A 24677-nucleotide genomic window follows, 5' to 3' on the forward strand; every position below is an offset into this window, starting at 1 on the left:
CTTCACTAACTTGAAATTTGCTGTATCTCCCTTGTCCCCCCATTCTCCCCTGCATCTTCTGCGGTTCATAAAAAAATGACTCTGAAAACTCAGAGTCACTTTCAAATTTCCAGTTTAAAGTGTTTTAAACTTTCACAATATGCTCATTTAGAGGCGTGAAAGTTTATTTTTTCTCAGCTTCAGCAATGGGCACCCATTCAGTGTGGAAGCTTCCGGGCTTATCAAGACGCAAGTAGGTATGTGCGCCGAAGTAGTCGCGTTGTGCTTGAGTCAAGTTTTGGGGCAAGCGATCGCGGCGATAGCTGTCAAAATAATCCAAAGATGCGCTAAATGCAGGCACTGGAATTCCCAGTTTTGCTGCTGTTGCTATCACTTCTCGCCAAGCTGTCTGTCTGTCAAGAATTGTTTGCTTAAATTCGGGAGCTAATAACAGGTTAGGTAATGCTGGATTTTCGCTAAAAGCCTTCTTAATCTTATTCAAGAAGCCAGCGCGAATAATACAGCCACCTTTCCAAATCCGCGCCATTTCGCCCAGATTCAAATTCCAGTTATATGTTTTTGAAGCTGTAGATAACAGCGCCATCCCTTGAGCATAAGAACAGATTTTTGAGCAATAGAGGGCATCCCGCACCTTATTGACAAAATCTTTAACCTGCCCATCATACTTGCCACTGGGACCTGTCAAAATCTTAGATGCTGCTACCCGCTCGTCTTTGATAGAAGATATAATCCGAGCATTCACCGCTGCTGTGATGGTGGGAATAGAAACTCCCAACTCCAATGCAGTCTGCACAGTCCAGCGTCCGGTTCCCTTTTGACCTGCTGCGTCAACAATCAAATCGACTAGGGGTAGATTTGTATCTGGGTCAATGTAAGGGAAAATATTGGATGTAATCTCAATCAAAAATGAATTAAGTTCGTCGGTGGTGTTCCACTCAGTGAACACTTCATGTAGCTGATTGTGGTCTAGTCCAGCAGCACTTTTTAACAAGTCGTAGGCTTCAGCAATCAGCTGCATGTCACCGTACTCAATGCCATTGTGTACCATTTTGACGTAGTGACCAGAACCACCAGGGCCAATATAAGTTACACAAGGGCCGTCATCGACTTGGGCAGCAATTTTGTTGAAAATTGGCGACAAATACTCATAGGAACTTTGTGTACCACCAGGCATCAGTGATGGACCATTCAATGCGCCTTCTTCACCACCGCTAACTCCCATACCGATAAACCGGAGTCCTGCGGGTTCTAATTCCTGAGTGCGTCGGTCTGTATCTTCAAACCAAGAGTTGCCACCGTCGATAATGATATCGCCTTCATCTAGCAAGGGTTTAAGTTGAGCAATCACCGCATCAACTGGCTTACCAGCTTGTACCATCACCAGGATTCTACGGGGACGTTCCAATGCGGCAACAAATTCTTCTAGTGTAAAGGCGGCTTTGACGTTCCGTCCTGGCGCACGCTGCGCCATAAACGCATCCGTTTTTTCTCGGGAGCGGTTGTAAACTGCAATTGGGAAGCCATTACGCTCGACGTTTAGAGCGATATTCTCACCCATAACGGCTAATCCAATCACACCAAAGCTTTGTAGTGTCATAAATTTGTTTGGCTAACTCTTGCAGATCCTTTTATCTTTAGGGTAGACCGAGATTTTCGCTTCTCTCCTAAAGAAGACCTTAAGAGTTAATGTAAACGACAAAAATCCACAACTAACACAGATAATTAATTTTAATTTGTATCTAAATCAACAATTGACTTGCAAAATTTGCAAAATTGTTAGTTGAAGGACTGGGGATTAGGGACTGGGGACTGGTGACTGGGAAAGAATTTTCCCAATACTCAATACCTAATACTCATTACCTAATACCCAATACCCAATCCCCAGTAACCAATCCCTAGTCAAAGGAGTAACCAAAAAATGCTGGCATATGTCCTAGCTTTGGTGGTCGGTCTTGGTAGTTTAGCCCTTTACATATCAGCTTTCTTCTTTCCAGAAATCCACCGCAAGAATGATTTTATTTGGAGTGGTGTAGGGCTGTTCTACGCTTTAGTATTATGGGTGTTTGCACCACACATTTCTGGAGGTTTGTTGCTGGGTCATGTGGCTAGTGTGGCTCTTTTGGTCTGGTTCGGCTGGCAAACTCTTTCATTACGCCGACAACTAACGCCACTGCTACAACAAACCCAAGTACCTAGTGCTGAAACAGTGAAAACTAGCATTCAGCAACAGGTGAATAAGTTGTCTCTTCAGGAACGGCTTGCTCAATTGCAGCAGAGTATTGGTAGCACCTTCAGTGGTGTGAAAAACAAAGTGCAACAAACTGGGAGTAAAAAAACACCCGCAACCCCCAAGCCTGAAGACATTACCTCTGTACTGACGGAAGCACCTGCTGTTGAGATTATCGACAACACTATTGTTACACCAGAAACACCTACAGAAGAGGCAATAACCGAGAGTGTACCAGAGGCTATTCCTCCACATCCTCCATCTGCGGAATTAGTAGAAGCAGCTCAAGCAGATACTGAGAACAAAGAACAGATTTCCGTAGAGGAAATTGCTCCAGATGCATCACTAGCTCCCCCAGCAGAAACACCACCAGAACAAATACCGCCAAATAATCAGGGTAGTTGAATTTTAGTGAAACCCAACGTTAGTCTCAGATGATGTTGGGTTTTACTCAACTTATTTGAATGTTCTGCCACAAATCAGCTGCAACAAACCTGGATAAGTGACCAACATTAGTTGTTGCAATTACTACATCTGAAACAGCAAGAGTTACAGCTTGCGCTACCAAAATTATGTCACCTTCAATTGTCCTATCACCAGCTGTTGGTTGTCCTTGTTAACGAGCTTGCGCCCAGAATAACGCAGCTTGACGCATTGCAGTTGTTGTGATGGGTAGAAGCCATTGGGTACAAGCCAAGCTTTCATTTGATAGCTTTGGATTTGTGACTAGACCTATTGGCCCTGCATCCAAGAGAATAACTCAACTTACCAAGTTACACCCTTTAACTCAGCAGGAAATAATTTACGCTCAGATAATCTATCTTCATCCAAGGCATTAATTAAATACTCTCCTGTTTCGCAAATGTCCAGACCCCCGACTTATTTGAGTCGGGGATCTAGCTAAAATCTGGGTTATTGCATGAGAATTTGACGGATTAAAATACTCATAACTTCATCTGGGTTAGCGGTTGGTAGCAGTGGACTCCAATCTCCAACGCTGGCGTAGCCAGTTACCTGCAAACGGTGAATTGTACTGGTAACGGCTTTCGGCGAACCAATTAGTAAGTGCTTAAGTGGTTCTCTCTTGGGAAATGTGTTTTCAGGAGATTGATTGAGTGTGGGTGTATTTACATCTTCGCCATGTAAGTATTGCTCTAACTTGGATTCGGCGGATTGTTGATTATCTACGAACTTTTGTGATTGTGCCATCATTGTAGTTGTACTCCGATTGTGGATGTTACATAAAGGCGATCGCTCTCTTTCTTCGCGGGATTAGGCGATCGCCTTTATCATGTCTTGATATTAATGTATAATTTTATACTTATTAACTAGTAATTCAAAAATTCTTATTAATAATTCTCAAGTTTTAAGGAGAATCAATTAATATTTAATTTCCACGAAAGAAAGGCAGAGGGCAGAAGAAAGAAGCATTAATAAAAACTTTTGTTCTGGGTTGAAAGCAACAGTTTAAAAATAATTGTATTAGCGCAAAGTGGTGAGATGCTCCCTTTTAAACATGAGTGCCTTCTGCTTTCTGAATAAAAATTAACCAAAATAACCGATACAATCATTAAAAATGACTTAATCATACTGAAGCGATGCACATGGTAACGGAATCTGAGGTTCAGGTGACGATTTCTTTGGCTGAACTAGGTTTAGACGAAGAGGAGTTGCAAAAACAAGTAGAAAATTTGCTACCCCAGTTAAGAGAAGTAGATGGGGTAGAAGATGCCAATTTAGTCCAGTGGAGAGAGTCTTGAACGCACGCAGGTGGGTTTTGTCTGTGTAGCCAAGCCAGTGTGATCTTGGGAAGCCACTGCGTTGGACGGGTTTCCCGGCTTGAAGCAAGTGGCGTGGTTTCCCCCATGAACAACTGGCGCGCGACTTCCAGTCGCCAAGGCAAGTAATAAATTAGACTTTTCAAACTAACATGGCGAAGCTGGCATTGCTGATCGGGATTAGTGAATATGATGAGCCGACATTAGCACCGTTACCAAATGCTGTAAATGATGTTGAGGCGATGCAGCGAGTTTTGCTAAACCCAGAGATGGGTGATTTTGCTGCGCCTGATGTCACGGTGCTGACAAATCCCGAACGGCAGGCTATGGAAGATGCTATTTATACTTTGTATGCCAATTGTCAAAAAGATGACTTAGTGCTTTGCTACTTTTCTGGTCATGGTGTAGTAGTAGAAAGCGGTGAATTTTATTTCTCGACTCGCCGTAGCCGGAAGAATCAGGGAAAATTAATCCCCACCTCAGCTGTCGCCGCAACAAGTGTACATAGTTGGATGAACCAGAGCAGGTCTAAGCGACAGGTGGTAATTTTAGATTGCTGCTTTAGTGGTGCTTTTGCTAGGGGTTTGACAGCTAAAGATGGTGGGACTATTGACCTGCAACAGCATTTAGGTGGTGAGGGAAGGGCAATTCTCACAGCTTCCACTTCTACGCAATATGCTTTTGAGTCCGATGGTTTAGACCTTTCAATTTACACCCATTATTTAGTAGAAGGAATTGAGAAAGGTGCAGCAGATTTAGATGAGGATGGCTTGATTGCGGTAGATGAGTTGCATAGATATGCAAAAAGCAAAGTGCAAGAAGCATCTCCCGCCATGACACCAGAGTTTTATCCTTTTAGAGATGGTTATCGGATTTTTCTGGCAAAGTCGCCAAAGGACGATCCCAAACTGAAGTATCGTAAGGAAGCCGAACAACGCGCCAAGCTAAATCAGGGTAGATTCTCTGTATTTGCTTTTGAACTATTGGAATTTAAGCGAATTGAGTGGGGATTATCTGAGGATGAAGCTATAGCAATTCGAGAAGAAGTTTTACAACCTTATCGTGAATATCAGCGTAAACGAGATAGATACGAACAGGCGTTGATTCTTGCTGTTAATCAAGAAAAATATCCGTTTAATCAGGCGGTTCAACAGGATTTACAAGATTATCAACAACATTTAGGACTTAGGGATGAAGATATAGCTTCAATAGAACAAAGCGTACTTGTCCCAAAACAAGCTGAATATGAGCGTCAGCAACAGGAAGCTGAAAGATTACGCCAAGAGTATCAAAGACAGCAAACAGAATTACAAAAACAACGAGCAAGAGAGTCATCTAAAACTGTTTCTCCTCCAGGTATTCAAACTCAGACTTTTGAGTTCTATACCGCCAGCCTAACGGTAAAAAGCTCAGGTTTTTTGGGTATGGGGAAAAAAATCTATGAAAATAAACGCAGTCGAGGACGTGCTGAGTTTTTTACACAAGACCTGGGTAATGACGTGATTCTAGAAATGGTTGCAATTCCTGGTGGTCAATTTCTCATGGGTTCGCCAGAAAATGAGCCAGAACGACTTGATAGAGAAAGTCCACAACACACTGTCACCGTTCAACCCTTTTTCATGGGTAAATTTCCTGTCACGCAAGCTCAATGGAAAGCCGTAGCCGCTCTTGATAAGGTGAATATTGATTTAAATCCCGACCCATCCAATTTTAAAGGTGCTAATCTACCTGTTGAATGTGTTTATTGGAATGAGGCGGTTGAATTTTGCGCTCGACTATCTAATAAGACTGGAAAAACCTATTGCTTACCCAGTGAAGCAGAATGGGAATATGCTTGTCGTGCAGGTACAACCACCCCGTTTTATTTTGGCGAAACGATTACAACTGATTTGGCGAATTATCGAGGTATTGACTGGGATTATCAAGGAACAGTGTACCCAGGTAATTATGCTCAGGGGCCTAAAGGTGAATATCGTCAGCAAACAACAGAAGTGGGGAAATTTCCCGCTAACCCCTTTGGTTTATTTGATATGTGTGGTAATGTATGGGAATGGTGTCAGGATGAGTGGCACGAAAATTATGATAACGCACCGACGGGCGGCAGTGCTTGGCTGAGTGATAATGATAATCAACGTAAGCTGCTGCGTGGTGGTTCGTGGAATAGCCTTCCCAAGGGTTGCCGTTCGGCGTATCGCCTCTATGACGCGCGTGTCACTTGGTACAGCGGCGTGGGTTTTCGGGTTGTGGTGTTGCAGGGCAGGGCTTAGTAGCCCTTTACACTTTTACCCTTTAGTACTCTACCCTTTTTCTCTTTTCCCTTCTTATATCTCGCGCTCTGCGCGATCAAATATTTTTTTAGTTCTCGGATGAGCGATTTACCTACAATACAAAAAACTTACGATTTAATCAAGTGGTACGTGCCAATTTTAAATCGCCTTCCTAGAGATCATAAATTTTAGTTAGGTAATCTCATCATTACAGAACTCTATGATTTATTAGATGCTCTAATTATAGCTAGGTATGCCAAACAGAAATTAGCCCAGTTAGAAGCATTTAGTCAGGCAAAGTTATAATTTGCTTGATGTTTTTCAACAGACAAAAGTTAAATCTAATGAAAACATTTACTGCAATCATCGAGCGAGATCCTGATACAAAGTTTTATGTAGGCTATGTTCCTGGATTTCCTGGCGCACATTCTCAGGGAGAAACTTTGGATGAGTTACAAGAGAATCTGCGCGAAGTGATTGAGATGCTTTTGGAAGATGAGGATTTAATGTTTGAGACGGAATTTATTGGTACGCAGCAAATTGTGATTCCGTAGGGTATGAGTAATATTCCTGTGCTAAAACCTCAAGAGGTTGTCCGAATACTGGAGAGCCTTGGATTTGTTGAGGTGCGTCAGAAAGGTTCACACAAGCAATTTCGTCATGAAGATGGTCGAGGCACAACAGTTCCTTTTCATAAAGGACGTGATATCTCACCCAAATTATTACGGCAAATTGCAAGCGACGTTGGTTTAACAGTTGAAGAAATGTTGGAGTTTCAATGAGATTTAATAACGTAGTAAACCTTAAATTGTAGGGCGCGTCATAGCAACACTTAACGCACGGAGAAATATGGTGCGTTTTAATTTAAAAGTACTATAGAGCTAGTATCTATTGGGTTTTGAGTATGACTCTGGGAACTAATGGACAGGTAGCGATCATTCGCACAGAGCGTGGTTTGGCGATCGCGCCATACTAAAATGAGACTCAGAGATAGCGATCGCCTATCTGCACCTGTTAAGAAATTCTCAACACCTTAAAGCACGCGATGCTCAAAAGCAACTGGCTTTATTTTTGGAGTTTGCCACAGCTTTGTTCTTAATGACAGTTTCAATGTTAGTAACGACAGAAGTTTCTGTCCTAACGACAGCTTCAATTTTCTTTACAAAACTAAAACAGTAGTAACTACAGAAGTTTCTGTCTTAACGACAGCTTCAATTTTCCTTACAAAGTTAGAGTCATTCTGAAAGAAAACTTCTGCATTCCAAGTCAAAACTTATAGCGATCGCTCAAAAAACATCACTCAATCTTATTCTAAATGAAGAGGAGTTTAGACAAGTTTCATGGCGAGCGATGGCCATCTTCTGATGACTCATCGGCTAATTCTACATCCGCAATCAGTTTACGTGCAGCCTCAGACATTTCAATTGTATAAGGTTGCAGTGTATTATTTTTCAGCGCTTCTGTCATTGCAAAATCAAGAAATAACCGCATTAAAACCGAGTCTTCTGCATCATCATCTAGTTGAGGCACAATTCGCAAAATTGCAGTATCCGGCGATAATACCTCTATCCATCCATCTGCATTAGCAAACTGAGGATGCTCCTGATAAAACTCAGCTGGTAGCCTAAACCCTGCGCTGTTACAAATTTTTGTACTACGAATACTGTAGGAGTGACTCATATTCAGAGGTATATACGTTATGTACTTACATAATGCCAACTGCTTAGTAAAAGCATTGCTTTAACCAAGCTCCTAACTTGCACATTTTAGAACCGTTATACAGTAAGGCTTTGAGAAATATCATCAAAATGTGCTTGTTTCATATTTTGCGGGAGCGTTAATCGTGCCCGTTGGGCGCTCAAATCTTGAGCATCATATTTCACAATTATGCTACAATATACTACATGCGGTGCATCCTACTACATCTTAAGCAACTAGGATGAGTGGGATGCATTACCATTGAAAAGACTCAGGTATTTCAGCAAGTGGGTAAGACTCCTGTGGCTAGAAATGCATTCAACTTGAAGACTTTGGAAATTCTCACGGATAATGGTGAGAATCAGACTTCTATATTCCTTAACATCAGCACCGTGACAGAAACTGGAAGCTACAAAGATACTGTAAACCTACCCAAGACTAACTTTGATATGCGGGCAAACGCCATCAAGCGCGAGCCGGAAATCCAAAAGTTTTGGGAAGAAAATCAAATTTACGATCGCCTCTCCGAAAACAATCCAGGCGAATTATTTATACTGCACGATGGGCCTCCCTACGCTAACGGCTCACTTCATATTGGTCATGCTTTAAATAAAATTCTCAAAGATATTATTAATCGCTACCAACTGCTGCAAGGGCGTAAGGTGCGCTACGTTCCTGGTTGGGACTGTCACGGCTTGCCAATTGAACTGAAAGTTTTGCAGAACATGAAGTCGGCAGAACGGCAAAACTTGACATCTTTACAACTGCGGCAGAAAGCGAAAGAGTTTGCCCTTAATACTGTAGATGACCAGCGCAAAAATTTTAAACGCTATGGTGTTTGGGGTGACTGGGATAATCCTTATTTAACTCTGAAGCCGCAATATGAAGCGGCTCAAATTGGCGTGTTCGGTGAGATGGTATTAAAAGGATACATCTATCGCGGACTGAAGCCCGTTCACTGGAGTCCCAGTTCTAAAACAGCTTTGGCTGAAGCGGAGTTGGAATATCCAGAAGGTCATACTTCGCGCAGTATCTATGCAGCTTTCCCAGTTACGGGTGTTGCGGAAGCTGTGAAACCGCAGCTGGCAGAATATCAGTCAGATTTGGGTGTGGCTGTTTGGACAACTACGCCTTGGACAATTCCGGGGAATTTGGCTGTGGCAGTGAATGCAGACCTTAACTATGCACTGGTAGAAGTTTCACGCCCAGAGGTGCAGAGTAACTTTAAATACCTGATTGTTGCTGCTGATCTGGTGGAGAGTTTATCTGCTACTTTGGGAGTTGAGTTAACTGTAAAAGCCACATTCAAAGGGCAAGATTTAGAACATACAACTTATCGGCATCCTCTGTTTGACCGAGAAAGCCCAATTGTGGTTGGTGGCGATTACATCACAACTGAGTCGGGTACTGGGTTGGTACATACTGCCCCCGGTCATGGTCAAGAAGATTACATTGTTGGTCAGCGCTACGGTTTGCCTATCCTCGCGCCAGTTGATGACAATGGCGACTTTACCCCAGAGGCGGGACAGTTCGCTGGGTTGAATGTGCTAGGTGATGGCAATCAAGCGGTAATTGATGCGCTGACTGCGGCGGGTTCTTTGTTGAAAGAGGAACCTTATCAACACAAATATCCCTACGACTGGCGGACGAAAAAGCCGACGATTTTCCGGGCGACTGAACAATGGTTTGCTTCCGTGGAGGGATTTCGGGAAGAAGCATTAAAGGCGATCGCTTCGGTAAAATGGATTCCAGCCCAAGGTGAAAATCGCATTACGCCGATGGTGGCGGAACGTTCTGATTGGTGTATTTCCCGTCAGCGTTCTTGGGGTGTGCCAATTCCGGTTTTCTACGATGAAGAAACTGGGGAACCATTGCTGAATGCTGAAACTATTGCCCACGTTCAAGGAATTATTGCTGAAAAAGGTTCCGATGCTTGGTGGGAGTTGTCGGTAGCCCAGTTGTTACCAGAGTCCTACCGTAATAATGGACGGTCTTACCGCAGAGGTACAGACACGATGGATGTCTGGTTTGATTCTGGTTCGTCTTGGGCAGCTGTATTGAAGCAGCGTCCAGAGTTACGCTACCCTGCCGATATGTATTTGGAAGGTTCCGACCAACATCGCGGCTGGTTCCAGTCAAGTTTGCTCACTAGCGTAGCAGTAAATGACATTGCGCCTTACAAAACTGTCTTGACTCACGGCTTTGCTTTGGATGAGCAAGGGCGGAAGATGAGCAAGTCAGAAGGCAATGTCGTTGACCCGAATACAATCATTGAAGGCGGGAAAAATCAAAAAGCAGAACCGCCTTACGGTGCAGATGTCTTGAGATTGTGGGTATCATCGGTAGACTACTCCGGCGATGTCCGCATTGGTAAAAACATCATCAAGCAGTTGAACGATGTTCGAGGCAAGATTCGCAATACAGCGCGGTTTCTGTTGGGTAGCTTGCACGATTTCGACCCCGAAAAAGATACAGTACCTTTCGAGGAATTGCCAGAACTCGATCGTTACATGCTGCACCGCATCACCGAGGTATTTGAAGAAGTAACCGCAGCTTTTGAAAGCTTCCAATTCTTCCGCTTTTTCCAAACTGTGCAGAATTTCTGCGTGGTGGATTTATCCAACTTCTATTTAGATGTTGCTAAGGATAGACTGTACATCAGCGCGCCCGATGCTTTCCGCCGTCGCAGTTGTCAAACAGTGCTGAAGATAGCTTTAGAGAATTTAGCACGAGCGATCGCTCCTGTGTTGTGCCACATGGCAGAAGATATCTGGCAATATCTCCCCTATAAAACACCATACAAATCGGTATTTGAAGCCGGTTGGGTGCAGGTAGACCAAAAATGGCAAAATCCGAAACTAGCAGAATTCTGGCAACAAGTCCGGCAAATCCGCACTGAGGTTAACAAGGTGCTAGAACAAGCCAGGATAGAAAAACTGATTGGTTCTTCACTTGAAGCGAAAGCACTGCTTTATATAAATGACGAGCAGTTACGCTCCTCAATAAAAGCACTGAATCCTGATAAAGGTAACGGTATCGATGAACTCCGCTATCTGTTCCTCACCTCTCAGGTAGAATTATTAGATTCTCCTGACAAACTGCAAGGAGTGAAATACAACTTGCAGTCAGACACTTGGGGAATTGGTGTAGTGAATGCAGACGGCGAAAAATGCGATCGCTGCTGGAACTACTCCACTCATGTGGGAGAATCAGCAGAACATCCCCTAATTTGCGAACGGTGCGTTGCAGCTTTAGCAGGAAATTTCTAAAAGTATGAGTGATACCAATTCACGAAAATCTTGATAGACATGCAAGAACTTGTAGGGGCGAACGGCTGTTCGCCCTTACGCCCGTATTTGTATCATTTATAAAGTGAATTGGTATGAGGAGTCTAACTCACAACTCCTCACACTCAGCACTCAGCACTTTTTATAATTTCTCCAACAACTCTTGAGTTAACTGCAAAAATGCTCTTGAACCACCTGATTGGGGAGCATTTAGAACAACTGGCATAAAACTATCAACAGCCTTTGCAACATTTACATCAACTGGTATTTGTGCCCGACAAATTTTTTCTACACCAAAATCTTCCACAACGCGGTGCATAACTTGTTTATAGTATCTGCCATTTAATAAATTCCCACTGCACATACTAAAGACAATTCCCAACATTTTGATATCTATCTTTGCTTCTTGTTCGTGACTGTCTTTTAATTGCCCGATGCGCCTTTCCAGCAATTGAATACCCACTATCGATAAGGGTTCTGGTTTAGCGGGAAGAATGTAGAAATCACTAGCAGCTAAAGCACTACGAGTCAATAAATTATAACCAGGGGCACAATCTAAGAGAATAAAATCATACTCTTGGCGAACTGGCTTTAAAATATTGTTAATTAAAACTCTTTCAAAACGATTCCAAACAGTTTCAAAGTCCTGTTCGCCCAAAGCAGTTGCTTGTTGGTGCAACATTTCGGACACAACAAATTCATCATATAAATCGATATCTCCTGGCAATAAATTCAGTCCGGGGAGATTACAGACCTCAGAGTGAATGATATCTTGAATAGTTTGTGTGGCTTGCGAACCAGGATTGATGATTTCGTCTATCAAAGCTCTGAATGTCTTACTTTGTTTGCGACGCTTGGCAAACTCTATAGGCGACATCAGACTAAGTGTGGCGCTGATTTGGCTATCTAAATCGAGGACAAGCACCCGCTTACCATGATTTTTTGCCAAACAAGTAGCTAAATTAACGGTGATGGTAGTTTTTCCGACACCGCCTTTCATATTTGCAGTTGCAATTACATATCCCATTAGTTAATTCCTCTGATGACGCATTCCCATCTAGGTAGCGTACACCCATCCTAAACATTTAAAACTTCCGCTTAATTTAATATTTTCCGGAACTCAGAAGAGTGAGTTTAGCAATATTTACTCAGTTAAGGCAGTCTGACTACATAACACTTGGCAATCAAAATCACAGATGTAGAAACAAAACCTGTGTGCGCTGGTTTTAGAAATCACCTTATGCAGACTTCATTCGCGTAGCTGTGAACTCTGTTAGCTATAACTTTATTTCTAGTAAAAATACTAAATATAATTTTAGATTTATACATAATATTAAGTATACGTTGTGACGCAAATAACTGCGCTTATGCCATAATCGAACAAATATCAAGTTATTAACCATAATTTTATTTCTTAGTAGGTAAAAAATATTGCCTTTTAATCCCGAACTGTGCCGTAACGAAAGCGAAGTTGAAAGCAAACTCATAGTGCAATATTTGCTACCTCAGTTAGGATATACTCCTGACACTTGGCATCAAGAAGTTGCAGTTGGTAGCATCCGTCTGGACTTCTTAGCATTTGCCGCACAAGTGATTCCCTTTGTCTTAGATGCCAACTCACCTCTGAGTGTCGTCATGGAGGCAAAGCACCCCAAACAAAATTTAAATACTCACCTTCGCAGACTCAGGCACTATTTAACAAGCTTGAATGTGAGATATGGATTGATAACTAATGGCAAAGAAATCAGAATTTATGAAAAGTTACAAGATGATATTAAGTTAGTATTTCAATGTTCTGGTAAAGATGTTGAGCAAAAGATAGAAAAAATTGCAGGTTTAATTGGTAGGGATAGTCTGAAAGCAGAACAATACAAAGACCAGTCAGAAATTGTAGTAAGTGAAAATAATTCCACAGTTCCAACACAGAGGCAACATTCAATGAAAATAATTGCGGTTTACCATAACAAAGGTGGCGTTGGTAAGACAACAACAGTAGTTAACTTAGCTGCTGCTCTCAGAAAGAAGGGGAAAAGAGTTTTAATAATTGATTTTGATAGTCAAGCTAACACTACATTTGCCACAGGATTAGTCAAATTTGATGATGAAGAATTTGATGATATCAAAGACTCTAATCTTCTTCAAGTATTACAATCCGAAGAGCTTTATCCAATTTCGGAAGTAGCGAGAAAATCTAATTTTTGTAATCCAGAGATTGATGTAGTTCCTGCACATATTAACTTGATGAGAAATGAGACTGATTTGAATGCTCTTGATGGTAGTAGACTAATACTTATTGAGAAACTGCAATATGTACAAGATCAATATGATATTGTACTTATTGATACTCCACCATCTCTAAATCTTTATGCAAGAATTGCTCTGATTACCGCTGACTATCTTATTATTCCATCGGATCTAAAACCTTTTGCTAATCAAGGATTAACCAACGTTAAAGAGTTCATTAAAAGTATTAATACGTTTAGAAAACAAATAAGAAAATCTCCAATTCAAACTTTAGGTGTACTTGCTTGTAAGATATCTACTAATAATCAATTCGTAAAACATACTTTACCTAAAAGGCTAGAAACTATTGAAAAACGGTATAATTTTGAAGTCATGAATACAGTTATTTATGATAGAGATGATCTAGCTAAATGTTCTGAAAAAACTTTGATTGTAGGAAATATAGAGGTGGCTGATCCTGTATCTATACTTGATTTTAAGCCAGATTCAGTTGCTGCACACGAATTTGAGCTACTAGCAATAGAAGTTTTACAAAAGATAGGATTGGCTTAATGAAATTATCTACATCACTTGTTGCTGTCAAGAAAATTACCTCCAGCAAGCCTCGTTCAATTTTTGCAGATAATGAGATAGAACAAGCTGCTCAGTTAATTTTAGAATCTGAAGGGGTTGTTAATCCTATTGTAGTTCGCAGAACAAGTCTGCAATCTTATGAAGTAGTAGATGGAGACTTTGAATATTATGCTGCTGCTAGAGCTAGAGAAATAAATCTTCGTAAAGGGGAAATGATTGGAGTATTTATCATTGAGCCTGAAAACGAGGAAGCTTTAACTAATCAGGTGCAACTATTTAGAAAGCAAAAATCTGATAGTCCCAAAAAAACAGAATTAAACTCAAAGGATTTGGAAATTTTTCTAATAAATTTGGAGTCACGTTTTGAAAAGATAACTAATCAACTCTTAGAGCAGGCAACTAGTAATGTAAAGTTAGAGAATGAAATCAAAGACCTGAAAAAGCAGATTGCTGATAAAGCTGAACCATTAAAAGTTTTTCAAACACTTGGTAAAGTTGATATTGCTTTCAGATTACGTAATGCTGGCTTTACTATAAAAAAAGCTTCTGATATAGCAGAAGCAATAGAAATTGAACGTAATAAAGAGCAGTTTAAGTCACTGAACGATGTCGTAGAAAGAGTTAAGATTTCACAGGGGAAAAAGTTTATTAAAGGTATAAGTATTAAAAAAATGCTTGATATAGTTGACTTGTGGTCAGAAAATTAGTTGCCTAAAGTACTATTAATGCAATATAACTACCCCATATAAATTTCTTCGCGCCTTAGCGCCTCGGCGTAAGACATCACCCGCTTACTGCCAGGTTACTGTATTCAAAACAAAAAGCGCCTCATAAGCTTACAGGAGACATACTTAAGTGACGACTTCCTCGATTCGCACTTTGTTCGTTACCAAAGAAGTGCCTTATCCACCTGTGGGAGGGGTAAATTTACGTACTTGGCAAAACATCAACATCATGATGAAGTTTGGCCCCGTTGATGTTTTTTCAGCTTCTAACTGGAGTCCTAAAAGCACATCTCTACCTGGAGTAGTTCTCTGGAAACATACCAACGTAGCCATTCAGCGTTCAAACTGGGAAAAGCTAGAAAATCGTTTGTGGTGGCTGCATCCCCGCAGACATCCAGATGCTGATTGGGCTTATGCTAAAACTGCGGCTAAAGAATTAGACGAAACCCTCACCCAATTTCAGCCTCATTTAGTAATCATTGAAGAAGTATGGCTATACTCCTACCTAAGTGTAGTGAAGCGCCACAAATGCCACATTATCTTCGATAACATTAATGTCGAAGCATCCCTGTGGCAGCAGAGATACAGTTCAGTTCAAGGCTTCAAATCACAGTTAAAAGCAAAGATTCAGCTAGAACATCTTAAATCCATTGAAAGTGACTTTGCAAAGCAAGCCAGCCAAGTATGGGTTTGCAGCGAAAATGATTCTAACTTAATAACCCAGTATTACGGACAAGTATCACCAACTCACGTTGTACCCAACGGGATCAACGTAGCCCACTACGACAGCATACACTCCCGTGAATGCAAACCAGAAGCGGGACTAGAGGACACAAAGCAAAATTTACTGTTTCTTGGTCAGCTTTCCTACTCACCTAACACAGTGGCGGTTGAGTTACTCATTAACCAAATCTACCCGCGACTCCGGGAACTATACCCAGATAGCCGTCTATTGCTGGTAGGACGCAACCCCACTCAATTTATGCAAACAGCCGCCAAGCAGGAACCTGGAATTATCGTCACTGGCAGCGTTGCAGATGTTCGACCTTATTTAGCTGCTGCTAGCGTTATGATTGTACCTTTACTTCAAGGCGGAGGTACGCGCTTAAAAATCTTAGAAGCTTTTGCGGCTGGCTGTCCTGTTGTCAGTACTACCAAGGGTGCTGAGGGCATCAAAGTCAGAGATGGGGAACACCTACTAATTAGAAATAAAGTAGAAGAGTTAGTTGAAGGTGTGAGTCAACTCTGGTCAAATCCCTCTTTTGCAGAAAAACTAGCTAGTTCTGCTTATGAACTAGTACAAGCAGAATACTCTTGGCAAGCAGTTAGCCGCAAGATTGACCTAGCTATTCAAAAGTTACTTCCTGATTAAGAAAATAGACTTGCCATAACACAAAATTTTTAGCAAAATAACCGATTTCTAAATCTTATAATTACTGCTTAACTGGAGAGCGAACCCATGCAGGACAATTTCCAAATTGCCGAAAGAAGTAATCCTTGACTCCTTGTAAAGCCGCCTGAGATTTCAATCGCTCTTGGCTACCTGACTGTGAATTAAAATACTTGTGAAGCTGGCGCAAAATATCTTTAAAAATTACTTTATAAATACTCAGCGCTTCCAAGAAAGAGAAATTACGTTCAACCCACAACAATCGATTTCGCCACCAAAAATATTGATAGTGAGGGGCTTTGTCTCCACCACTAAAACTTGAGGAAATTTTGTGCCATACCTTTGACTCTGGAACTAAAAGGCATTTATATCCAGCGCGTCTAGCGCGATAACACCAGTCAACTTCTTCCCACATCAAGAAGTATTTTGGCTCAAGCATTCCTATTTTTCGGACTACTTCAGTCTTTACCATTAATGCACAACCACAGATATATTCAGTAAACTGAATTTCTTTCACACCTTCGTTATCTATATTTCCACATCCTGTGTGAATAAATCTCGCTTGACTGGGTAACCATTGCACCCCAGAAAACCAAATCTTTTTCGGTTCTTTGTAGTAATATATTTGTGAACCAAATATCCCAACATTAGGATATTTGTCATTTGCATGAATAAACGCCCAAAGGATTTGTGGATTGACTATAGTATCATTATTCAACAAGAAGACATAATCGGCTCCTTGGGATATGGCATACTCAATTCCGACATTATTCCCAGCGGCAAAACCAAGATTAGCACCATTTTCAATGATTAATATTTGAGGATATCTTTCTCGAATAGTTGCAACTGAATCATCTATAGAACCATTATCTACGAGCAAAACTTTATAATTGGGATAATCAATTTTTTGAACTGATTCTAGACACTCAATTGTATCTTCTTTACCATTCCAGTTGAGAATTAAGATAGAAATCTGCGGAGCTTCCTGAGTCATGAGTGCAGCTTAAAATGATAATTTATGGAATTTCGCCAAATAAAACTCAAATGTTTGCAGTTAACTATATGTAGTTTTGCCTATTTCTTAAACGGCAGCTTCTCGCACTCTTTCTGTATAATCCTTGGGGCGCGCCTGACGAAAACTCTGCAAAGCAAATTGTCGCAAACTTGTTGGTAAATAAGATAGCACTAGACCAAGCAGAATTTTGCGATCGCTCCCCAACACCCGACTCGATTCCTGTAAAAGTCGCCGTCCTTCTACGGTATCTCCCTTTTCAATCAGCCTTAATCCTAAAGCTTGCTGCGTTCCAGCTAATTTCCGCGATCGCAGTTTTTCTAATTCTTCGTTGGGAAATTTATAACCACTGATACAGAAAACTTTTGCAGATAAAAAGTGCAAGTTTTGTTTTAAACTTGTCTGGCCGCCATGAAAACGATACTCCATCAGAAATTCTGGCAGAAAATATCCTTGCTTACCAGCGATCGCTAATCTTACCAGTAAGTCAAAATCCTCACATCCATCAGCTTGCGGACGCATATAATCAACTTCTTCCAAACAAGCCCGACGAAATAGCGTTGAGCCAACTTGTAAGCTTTGATATTCAAAAGTTTGCCTCATCAAGTCAGAAATCACTCCCTGCTGGAGTTTATCTTTTCCCCACTTTGCAGAATTTTCTTTTGTTGCTGATTCAATTTTTTCGTTGTTTTGATTGATAATCCAGTGATTAGTACAAACAAAATCTACATTTGGTTCCGCTTCTAAAACAGCCACAGTTTTCTCTAAAAACTCAGGTGTTAGAGCATCATCATCATCAAATTTGATAAAGTATGTACCACAAGCAGCCTCAAAACCCGAACGCATATTGCGACTGCGCCCACCATTAACAGGATGTCTAATATAGCGAACCCGTGGATCATCCCATTGATTTACTATTAGAGCAGTATCATCAGTAGAACCGTCATCACAGATTATTATTTCAAAATCTCTGTAAGTTTGAGCTAACACACTATTAACTGCGTAAGGCAGCAAACTTGCTCGGTTGTAAGTTGGAATGCAAACACTAACTTTTGGCATAATTATGAAAAATATTGATAATTGAAATCAAGATACACTTTTTTTAAGCTTATATATTAACTGTAATTTTACCTAAAATTTTCTGAATATTTTTGTTAGTGATTGAGCATATACTAGGTGGTTTTAGTTGTTTTGGTTTGAGTTCTGGCTGTTTCAGAAAACGATAGTGTAAAAATTCTTCTTGATAACGAATATTGACATCTTCACCCTGACATAAATTGGCAAAATCTCTAGAAGAATAGCTCATATAGTGAATGCGATGAATTGGCTTTAATCCTTCTTGGTCATAAAGAATATTATTAACATTAATGAAGGTATCGGCATTGGCACAATTACCAGTTCTATCTTGATATTCGGAACTGAGTGTAAAGTTAAATAATGGGCGATCGCATCGCAAAGTCATATAATTAAACAAAAAAGCGTCATCCCACCAGCCATATCCATTAATCCATTCAACTTCTCGTTGGTCAATTAATAACTGCTTCATTTCTTCAACTTCTTTAGCAGTAAATAATCCTCGTTTAGAGCCAAAAAAGCTAGAACAATGCAGTTTAGGACGGATATCTACTTCTGTATACAGCCCGGATTTTTGGATAACTGAAATATCTAGTGCAGCTACAGACCTAGGTTTAATATGTTCCCAATCATCAAACACAAAATCGTAAGTTTTTAGCTTTTCTATAACATCAGTAACTGGCTTCATTGCTAAGCTGTCACAGTCATAGAATACAAACTGCTCAAAAATACCTTCAAAAGTCACAAACTTTCTTTGTAAATGACTTTTGTACCAACCAGGACGGGATGTTTTATTCTGCATTTCTCTAGGATGAGCAGCCCAAACCTGATGAGCAAATTCTTCCCAGCGTTGAATTACCTCCCAATCATCAAAAAGGATTACATTCTTACGAGAATTAACTTCTTGTCTAATACGAGCTAGCCGTTCATCATAGGGAATAATACAAATAGGAATATCTGGGCTAACATTCACCTCAATGCTGTTGAGTAATGCGACTAATTGATCGTAGACAATATCATTAGCAAGGGTGTAAACACCGAAAAATTCCATTTTCACAAATCCTTTGTGTTTGTGTTTGAAAACTTTTTTTAAGAATCATGTAGACAGCCCAATGATGGCATAATGTCTGGCAACATGTCATCTCACTAAACAAATTTGCTATTTTAGTCAGGTGGTAGTTAGGTTTCGATCTGCTTGGAAAAAAACATATAAGGGATATTAGTGATGACATTAAGCCCTAATTAAAGTCATTGTATATATGTCATCACTTTACTTAGTGTTATTCCTGATATCAACTATATGAACATTTTAATGCTATCTTCCACCTTTCCCTATCCACCAACGCGGGGAGGAACTCAAGTTAGAACGTTTAACTTACTCAAGTATCTGAGTCAACGTCATGTTATTACCTTAGTGACTCAACGCGATCGCGATGTTACAGACACAGAGATATTAGGATTGCGAGATTGTGTGGAGCATCTAGCCATTTTTGAACGTCCCCCAGACGTTGGAGCTACCGCAGGAATACTGAATAGAATACAGCGATTTAGTACATTTGTGCAACAAGGTACACCGCCAAGCGTACTCAACCGCTACTCAGTTGATATACAAGAGTGGATTGATAGCTTTGTGCAAGCAAGAAAATGTGATGTGATTACCTGCGAACATAGTGTCAATGAAATTTATGTGCGATCGCATTTTCAAAAACAGCTAAGAACAGTCGTTAATATTCATAGTTCTGTCTACGGTACTTGTCTTAATCAACTAGCAACTGGCGTTTCTGAAAACACATTGCGAGACAAAATTAATTTACCACTTTTGCGTCGTTATGAACAAAGCTATTGCTCTAAATTTTCAGAAATTGTAGTGACAACCGAAGACGATAAAATTCAACTACAAGCATTTAAACCTAACAGCAAAATTAGAGTTATTCCTAATGGCGTAGATTTAGTTTCTTTTCCCAAACGTACTGCCGATCCTGGGGGACATCGCTTAGTTTTTATCGGTGCAATGGATAACTTAGCAAATATAGATGCCGTCTGTTTTTTTAGCAACCAAATCTTACCAGAAATTCAAAAACTGTATCCTGATATTACTTTCGATATTGTCGGTTCTCGTCCTGTACCGGAAGTTTTGACACTGCAAAACCAACCAGGGATTAAAGTTACTGGTAGAGTGCCTTCAATGGTAGAGTACTTGCACAAAGCAACCGTCTGTGTAGTGCCGATGCGGACAGGGTTTGGTATTAAAAATAAAACTTTAGAAGCAATGGCAGCTGGTGTACCAATAGTAGCAAGCGATCGCGGTTTAGAAGGATTAGCCGTAGATGGTGTTGGTACATCATTAAAGGCATTACGAGCAAATGAACCAACAGAGTACATTACCGCTATTAGTAGACTATTCGATAACCCACAACTGCGTTTTGAATTATCTTGTAACGCCAGACAACTTGTAGAAACAGAATTTACTTGGGATATCGCTGGCAAATGTTATGAGCAAGTCTGTATTGGAAGTAATGATAAAGGCTAAGATGAAGTTTAATCCTTAAGACTTCATCTTAGCCTACTCTACAAAAGAACATATAGACAGAAACCGCTTGGTATTTAGGGCTTCTACATTCTTTTCTGAAATCAAAATTCAAATTACTGCCGCATTGAAGGCACAGAAAAAATCCTGCTGAATATGGGAATACGTAAATTAGTATTAGTAGTAGCTAACGTGCTGCTAGCAGAGGAGGTATCACTAATAGTTTCAGATAAAATTGTTTGCTTACTATTAGTATCACTAGCTGGATTGTCTACTTGAGATGACTTCGTTATATCTGTTGTATCTGTTGTGGTCAATACTTCAGAAGATGCAGGACTAATATTATTCTGGTCGGTGTTTGATCCCAACGGAGTCTTTGCCTGACATGGGCAAACACTGAACGCAGAGACTGCTGTTAATACCAGCAATAGCAGATGATAACTGTATTGATTCATTGTGATTTATATAAAGCTAGAACTTAAGAATTGGATAATTTGCGTTATACTTTTTGTATAAAGATACTGGTTATATCTTCATGAAAAACAAATCATTATTTAGTTCAGGTAAAATTAATTAAATCAGAGATAATTTACCTGAAAAGCAACAAAAGATTTAGATAGTAAATGCAGGCTGATATTGTGTTTTTTGGCTTATACAACGCAACTATCAATAAATATATATGCATGTTTATTAAGAAAGTAAGAGAAAAAATACGGATTTTGAAATTAAACGTAGCTTAATACAGCTATTAAATGATTCGTATATTTAGGGAAATAAATTTTCAAATTCGTAAACTTTTAATAAAGCGAAGTAGTGCAAATTAAAATATTCATTTATATAGCAACACTAAATCATTCGTAATAAATTTTCTTTGCGTCTTTTCTTCGTGTCCTGCCCTCGCCTGCGGGTCAATCTTAGTAGTGTGGGCTAATATTTAGTCTAGATAATTATTTGAAAATTTATCGATAAAACCGTTAACAACGATATCTGCTGATTAAGTTTTTATGAGAAAAAGGGAGTGACGATAAGTGATAATATTTCACCTAATTCATCACTCCTCATACCTTGTGCGTTGATAAGCTGTTATGCTTATTTAAAGTACAGCAAATTACTATTTAACTTTTCCTCTAACCAAAGATGCTTCTTTTTGTTAAGGTAAAATGTATTTTTTTATACAATTATTGTGTTTAGTATTGCTGTAGTGGCAAATAGATTGTATTCACGACCACAAATAAGCTTAACAAAAGGCCTATACCTACGGTAGTAGTAGCTTGATTCCTGGGGCGGAAGCTGCAAATAATCGTGAAAGTTATTCTGAAGAATAATCGTAATGATTATGGCGAATAGTAAATCAGCATAGAAGCAACAATGTGTTAAAAAAATGTAGTCGTTAAAAGAAACAGGAATTATTTAAAACTAAAATGTAGCGATAAAAAGATAATTTATGGGCATACAATCATAGACTTGAAAAGCTCAAAAACAGGATATAAACGCTTGTTAAAGTAAAATTTTAGCTCATTTAATTGCAGCATTACTCTTTATTACATCTACAATCGTCTTCGATAGCATTGAGGCGATCGCTATATTGTAGGAAATCTATCAATAGGATTCAATACAGTTCAGAATATGCAAGCGTAGAGGACAGATACTATTAAGGATTGACAGAACTATGTTATTTTAATCCTCTGTGGCTATTTGCAAATGATTATCAAGGAGTAGATTCAGGTATTAAGACCTCTTCTAACATTAAACTAATATTCCTTCCTATAAAGTGTAGATGTTAAGGGCTTTCCCTTGGATATCCCTGATTTACCGACTTTTTACATTTCTTTAAAAAGCCTTTTAAATCAGCGTCTTTTACGTTCTTATTTAGCTATGACTAGAGAATTTTTCCACCGAAGTTAGAAGCAATTTTTAGCAAAAACCCGTAAAATAATTAGAGGAAAACATGAATGATAGCCCAAAAAATAAATTTCCACTCATGCAATTCTCAAAACTACGTCTATAGTTGAGTATCTAGCTGGAATTGCAATATGCTGTGTCCAAATGTGTTTCAAGTACTAGGCTACCTGTTTTGTGTGAAGTTCTGAAATTAGCGAAATACTAGCATAAATGTACATTTTGAGAGTTCACTTGAGCAGCAATTGTAAATTACTAAAGGGGCGTTGTAATTCCCCTAGTGATTGACATATTGGACTTTTTTCGAGCGAGTTCTGCAAGTAAGTAGCGGGAATTTAAGGTGAACATAGAACAGTTTATCCAACGCGCAGAAGCATTGCATCAACGTTTGGCAGATTTGTACCAGACAGCTAGCGTCTTGCCTTGGATACCACCGGATCTTTTGCCAGAAGCTTTTAAGGAACTCTACAGCAACTCAAAAATGGTGCAGCTAGCCGCAGAGGAACTTTATCAGCAAAATGAAGAACTAATACAAACACGAAATCTCCTAGAAGCAGAACGCCAACATTACCAGAATTTATTTGAGTTTGCGCCAGATGGCTATTTAGTTACTAATGCGGAAGGAATCATCAAAGAAGCTAATCCTGCCGCAGCTAAGTTGCTCAACATTTCACAGCAGTTTCTGGTTGGCAAACCAATGGCTAATTTCATCAGTCTTGAAGAAAGACAGTGTTTTCGCACTGAACTTAACCAGCTATCTCAATCAGACAGAATTAAAGAGTTAGTATTACGCTTGCAACAATACCGTGGCGAATCTTTCGATGCAGCTTTAACAGTAGCAGTGGTTCGCAATCAATATGGCAGAGTCAACTCTCTTCACTGGCTGATGCGTAATATTAATCAACATCAGCGAATAGAATTAGTATCAGTAAATACAAATAGCGATCTCAGTCAAGGTCGTCCTGTGTTTAAACACTCCAAAGGAGAAACAATTCCTCTCAATCCACTAGTAATTTGGTATGTTCGTCAGGGTTTGGTCAAGCTAAGTACCTTTTGTGAAACAGGCGAAGAAGTATTAATTGGATTAGCAACAACAGAAATGGTTTTTGGCTCTAATATGACTTCTCTACCCATTTACCAAGCCATAGCTTTGTCGGATGTTGAGTTAGTATCAATTTATGTAGCAGAAATAGCAGTAACTCCAATGCTTAGCTATACTCTGTTACCAAAAATCAATCAGCGGTTACAGCAGACTGAATCGTTTTTAGTTATTTCTGGTAGGCGACGGGTAGAAGATCGGTTGCACCATCTATTGCAGCTTTTGAAACGAGAACTCGGTGAACCTGTGGGGGAGGGAACTCGCTTAAGTGTTCGCTTTACTCACGAAGATATCGCTAGTGCCTGTTGCACCACCAGAGTTACAGTTACACGATTGATGGGCAAATTACAACAACAAGGTTTAATTAGTTTTGACTTAAAAAAACATATAGTATTCAAGAATTAAAGAATCAAAATAATTTGTCAAGCAGTCTGGTCTTGGTGGTTCCCTCAACGAGGAACTACCGTTAGCGTTGGACCTTTACTTGATACAGGCGGTTTGCATTAGTTATCCTGTTCTTTAAAAAATACATCCTTTCTTAATTTGGGATTGGGCTATTATCTGTAAAATCGGGATGGGGTGGGGGATGGGCACAGCAATATTTATATTTTGGGTATTGCACAATATTAATAACGCCGTGCCCCTAGTACAGTTTGTTGGTTAATACTCCTTATTACGCCAACATCATCATAAATTTGGGGGTTGGAAACAAGGACACCTTGTCTTCAAAAATCGCTCCACTTGAGCAAAGACGACACTTGCTACCCTGCGGGAAGCCGCGCAAAGCGCGTCTACAACTAGGAAAACCCTGGCAATGCTGTGTCTCCCCAAGACCGCGTTTTTCGCTTTTTCTCGAATTTGCCTGTCTTGAAAACAA

General features: G+C 40.0%; 20 protein-coding genes and 1 pseudogene. 12 read left to right on the top strand and 9 right to left on the bottom strand.

From position 1 onward, the window contains the following. Positions 1-163: 163 nt before the first annotated feature. Positions 164-1597 (bottom strand): NADP-dependent phosphogluconate dehydrogenase, encoded by a 1434-nt coding sequence (gene gndA / locus RMY31_RS23410; RefSeq protein ID WP_322658528.1) that lies wholly within the window; start codon positions 1595-1597, stop codon positions 164-166. A gap of 321 nt (positions 1598-1918) precedes the next feature. Between gndA and RMY31_RS23415 the strand changes: the two genes are divergently transcribed. After that, complete coding sequence (locus tag RMY31_RS23415) at positions 1919-2632, top strand: Ycf66 family protein (protein ID WP_322658527.1); 714 nt, start codon at positions 1919-1921, stop codon at positions 2630-2632. 165 nt (positions 2633-2797) lie between these two features. Here the strand turns inward: RMY31_RS23415 and RMY31_RS23420 are convergent, their stop codons facing one another. Next, entirely contained in the window at positions 2798-2932 is a 135-nt protein-coding gene (locus tag RMY31_RS23420) for a hypothetical protein (protein ID WP_409878219.1), read from the bottom strand. A gap of 207 nt (positions 2933-3139) precedes the next feature. Further along, positions 3140-3439 (bottom strand): hypothetical protein, encoded by a 300-nt coding sequence (locus RMY31_RS23425; protein ID WP_322658526.1) that lies wholly within the window; start codon positions 3437-3439, stop codon positions 3140-3142. A gap of 386 nt (positions 3440-3825) precedes the next feature. Between RMY31_RS23425 and RMY31_RS23430 the strand changes: the two genes are divergently transcribed. From RMY31_RS23430 to RMY31_RS23450, 5 genes and pseudogenes are all read left to right on the top strand, one after another. Beyond that, a complete protein-coding gene (locus RMY31_RS23430; protein ID WP_409878220.1) occupies positions 3826-3987 on the top strand; it encodes a hypothetical protein in 162 nt (53 codons plus the stop codon). Between the two features lie 170 nt (positions 3988-4157). Further along, positions 4158-6272 (top strand): caspase, EACC1-associated type, encoded by a 2115-nt coding sequence (locus RMY31_RS23435; protein WP_322658524.1) that lies wholly within the window; start codon positions 4158-4160, stop codon positions 6270-6272. Positions 6273-6371: 99 nt separating this feature from the next. Continuing rightward, positions 6372-6563, top strand: a pseudogene (locus tag RMY31_RS23440) (four helix bundle protein); the annotation flags it as partial. 53 nt (positions 6564-6616) lie between these two features. Next, a complete protein-coding gene (locus RMY31_RS23445) occupies positions 6617-6826 on the top strand; it encodes a type II toxin-antitoxin system HicB family antitoxin (protein WP_322658523.1) in 210 nt (69 codons plus the stop codon). Between the two features lie 3 nt (positions 6827-6829). Beyond that, a complete protein-coding gene (locus tag RMY31_RS23450) occupies positions 6830-7054 on the top strand; it encodes a type II toxin-antitoxin system HicA family toxin (RefSeq protein WP_322658522.1) in 225 nt (74 codons plus the stop codon). 556 nt (positions 7055-7610) lie between these two features. Here RMY31_RS23450 and RMY31_RS23455 read toward each other — a convergent pair. After that, the gene (locus RMY31_RS23455; protein WP_322658520.1) at positions 7611-7952 is read right to left on the bottom strand and encodes a hypothetical protein; all 342 of its coding nucleotides are present in this window, start codon (positions 7950-7952) and stop codon (positions 7611-7613) included. A gap of 410 nt (positions 7953-8362) precedes the next feature. Here RMY31_RS23455 and ileS point away from each other — a divergent pair, with 410 nt between their 5' ends. Continuing rightward, positions 8363-11239 carry an isoleucine--tRNA ligase gene (ileS, locus tag RMY31_RS23460; RefSeq protein ID WP_322658584.1) on the top strand — a complete coding sequence of 959 codons (2877 nt, stop codon included), beginning with the start codon at positions 8363-8365 and terminating at the stop codon, positions 11237-11239. A gap of 160 nt (positions 11240-11399) precedes the next feature. Here ileS and RMY31_RS23465 read toward each other — a convergent pair whose 3' ends face one another. Further along, positions 11400-12284, bottom strand: a complete 885-nt coding sequence (locus RMY31_RS23465) for a ParA family protein (RefSeq protein ID WP_322658519.1) — start codon at positions 12282-12284, stop codon at positions 11400-11402. 404 nt (positions 12285-12688) lie between these two features. On the opposite strand from RMY31_RS23465, the gene RMY31_RS23470 reads away from it, so the two are divergent. The 3 genes from RMY31_RS23470 (at position 12689) to RMY31_RS23480 (ending at position 16171) form a co-directional block, all read left to right on the top strand. Then, a complete protein-coding gene (locus tag RMY31_RS23470; RefSeq protein ID WP_322658518.1) occupies positions 12689-14053 on the top strand; it encodes an AAA family ATPase in 1365 nt (454 codons plus the stop codon). Continuing rightward, positions 14053-14781 (top strand): hypothetical protein, encoded by a 729-nt coding sequence (locus RMY31_RS23475; RefSeq protein ID WP_322658517.1) that lies wholly within the window; start codon positions 14053-14055, stop codon positions 14779-14781. The genes RMY31_RS23470 and RMY31_RS23475 overlap by 1 nt, the downstream gene beginning before the upstream one ends. A gap of 148 nt (positions 14782-14929) precedes the next feature. Beyond that, positions 14930-16171 carry a glycosyltransferase family 4 protein gene (locus RMY31_RS23480; RefSeq protein ID WP_322658515.1) on the top strand — a complete coding sequence of 414 codons (1242 nt, stop codon included), beginning with the start codon at positions 14930-14932 and terminating at the stop codon, positions 16169-16171. Positions 16172-16232: 61 nt separating this feature from the next. Here RMY31_RS23480 and RMY31_RS23485 read toward each other — a convergent pair whose 3' ends face one another. From RMY31_RS23485 to RMY31_RS23495, 3 genes are all read right to left on the bottom strand, one after another. Continuing rightward, a complete protein-coding gene (locus RMY31_RS23485) occupies positions 16233-17183 on the bottom strand; it encodes a glycosyltransferase family 2 protein (RefSeq protein WP_322658514.1) in 951 nt (316 codons plus the stop codon). 87 nt (positions 17184-17270) lie between these two features. Continuing rightward, complete coding sequence (locus tag RMY31_RS23490; protein ID WP_322658513.1) at positions 17271-18260, bottom strand: glycosyltransferase family 2 protein; 990 nt, start codon at positions 18258-18260, stop codon at positions 17271-17273. 49 nt (positions 18261-18309) lie between these two features. Further along, positions 18310-19326, bottom strand: a complete 1017-nt coding sequence (locus tag RMY31_RS23495; protein WP_322658512.1) for an Npun_R2821/Npun_R2822 family protein — start codon at positions 19324-19326, stop codon at positions 18310-18312. Between the two features lie 249 nt (positions 19327-19575). On the opposite strand from RMY31_RS23495, the gene RMY31_RS23500 reads away from it, so the two are divergent. Then, the gene (locus RMY31_RS23500; RefSeq protein ID WP_322658511.1) at positions 19576-20805 is read left to right on the top strand and encodes a glycosyltransferase family 4 protein; all 1230 of its coding nucleotides are present in this window, start codon (positions 19576-19578) and stop codon (positions 20803-20805) included. A gap of 113 nt (positions 20806-20918) precedes the next feature. On the opposite strand, the gene RMY31_RS23505 is transcribed toward RMY31_RS23500, so the two are convergent. Beyond that, entirely contained in the window at positions 20919-21257 is a 339-nt protein-coding gene (locus RMY31_RS23505; RefSeq protein ID WP_322658510.1) for a hypothetical protein, read from the bottom strand. Between the two features lie 1784 nt (positions 21258-23041). Between RMY31_RS23505 and RMY31_RS23510 the strand changes: the two genes are divergently transcribed. Continuing rightward, positions 23042-24205, top strand: coding sequence for a PAS domain S-box protein (locus RMY31_RS23510; RefSeq protein WP_322658509.1), 1164 nt, complete (start codon positions 23042-23044; stop codon positions 24203-24205). Positions 24206-24677 lie beyond the last annotated feature (472 nt).

Origin of the sequence: Dendronalium sp. ChiSLP03b, from assembly GCF_034531165.2 — a bacterium.
Classification (GTDB): domain Bacteria; phylum Cyanobacteriota; class Cyanobacteriia; order Cyanobacteriales; family Nostocaceae; genus Dendronalium; species Dendronalium minutum.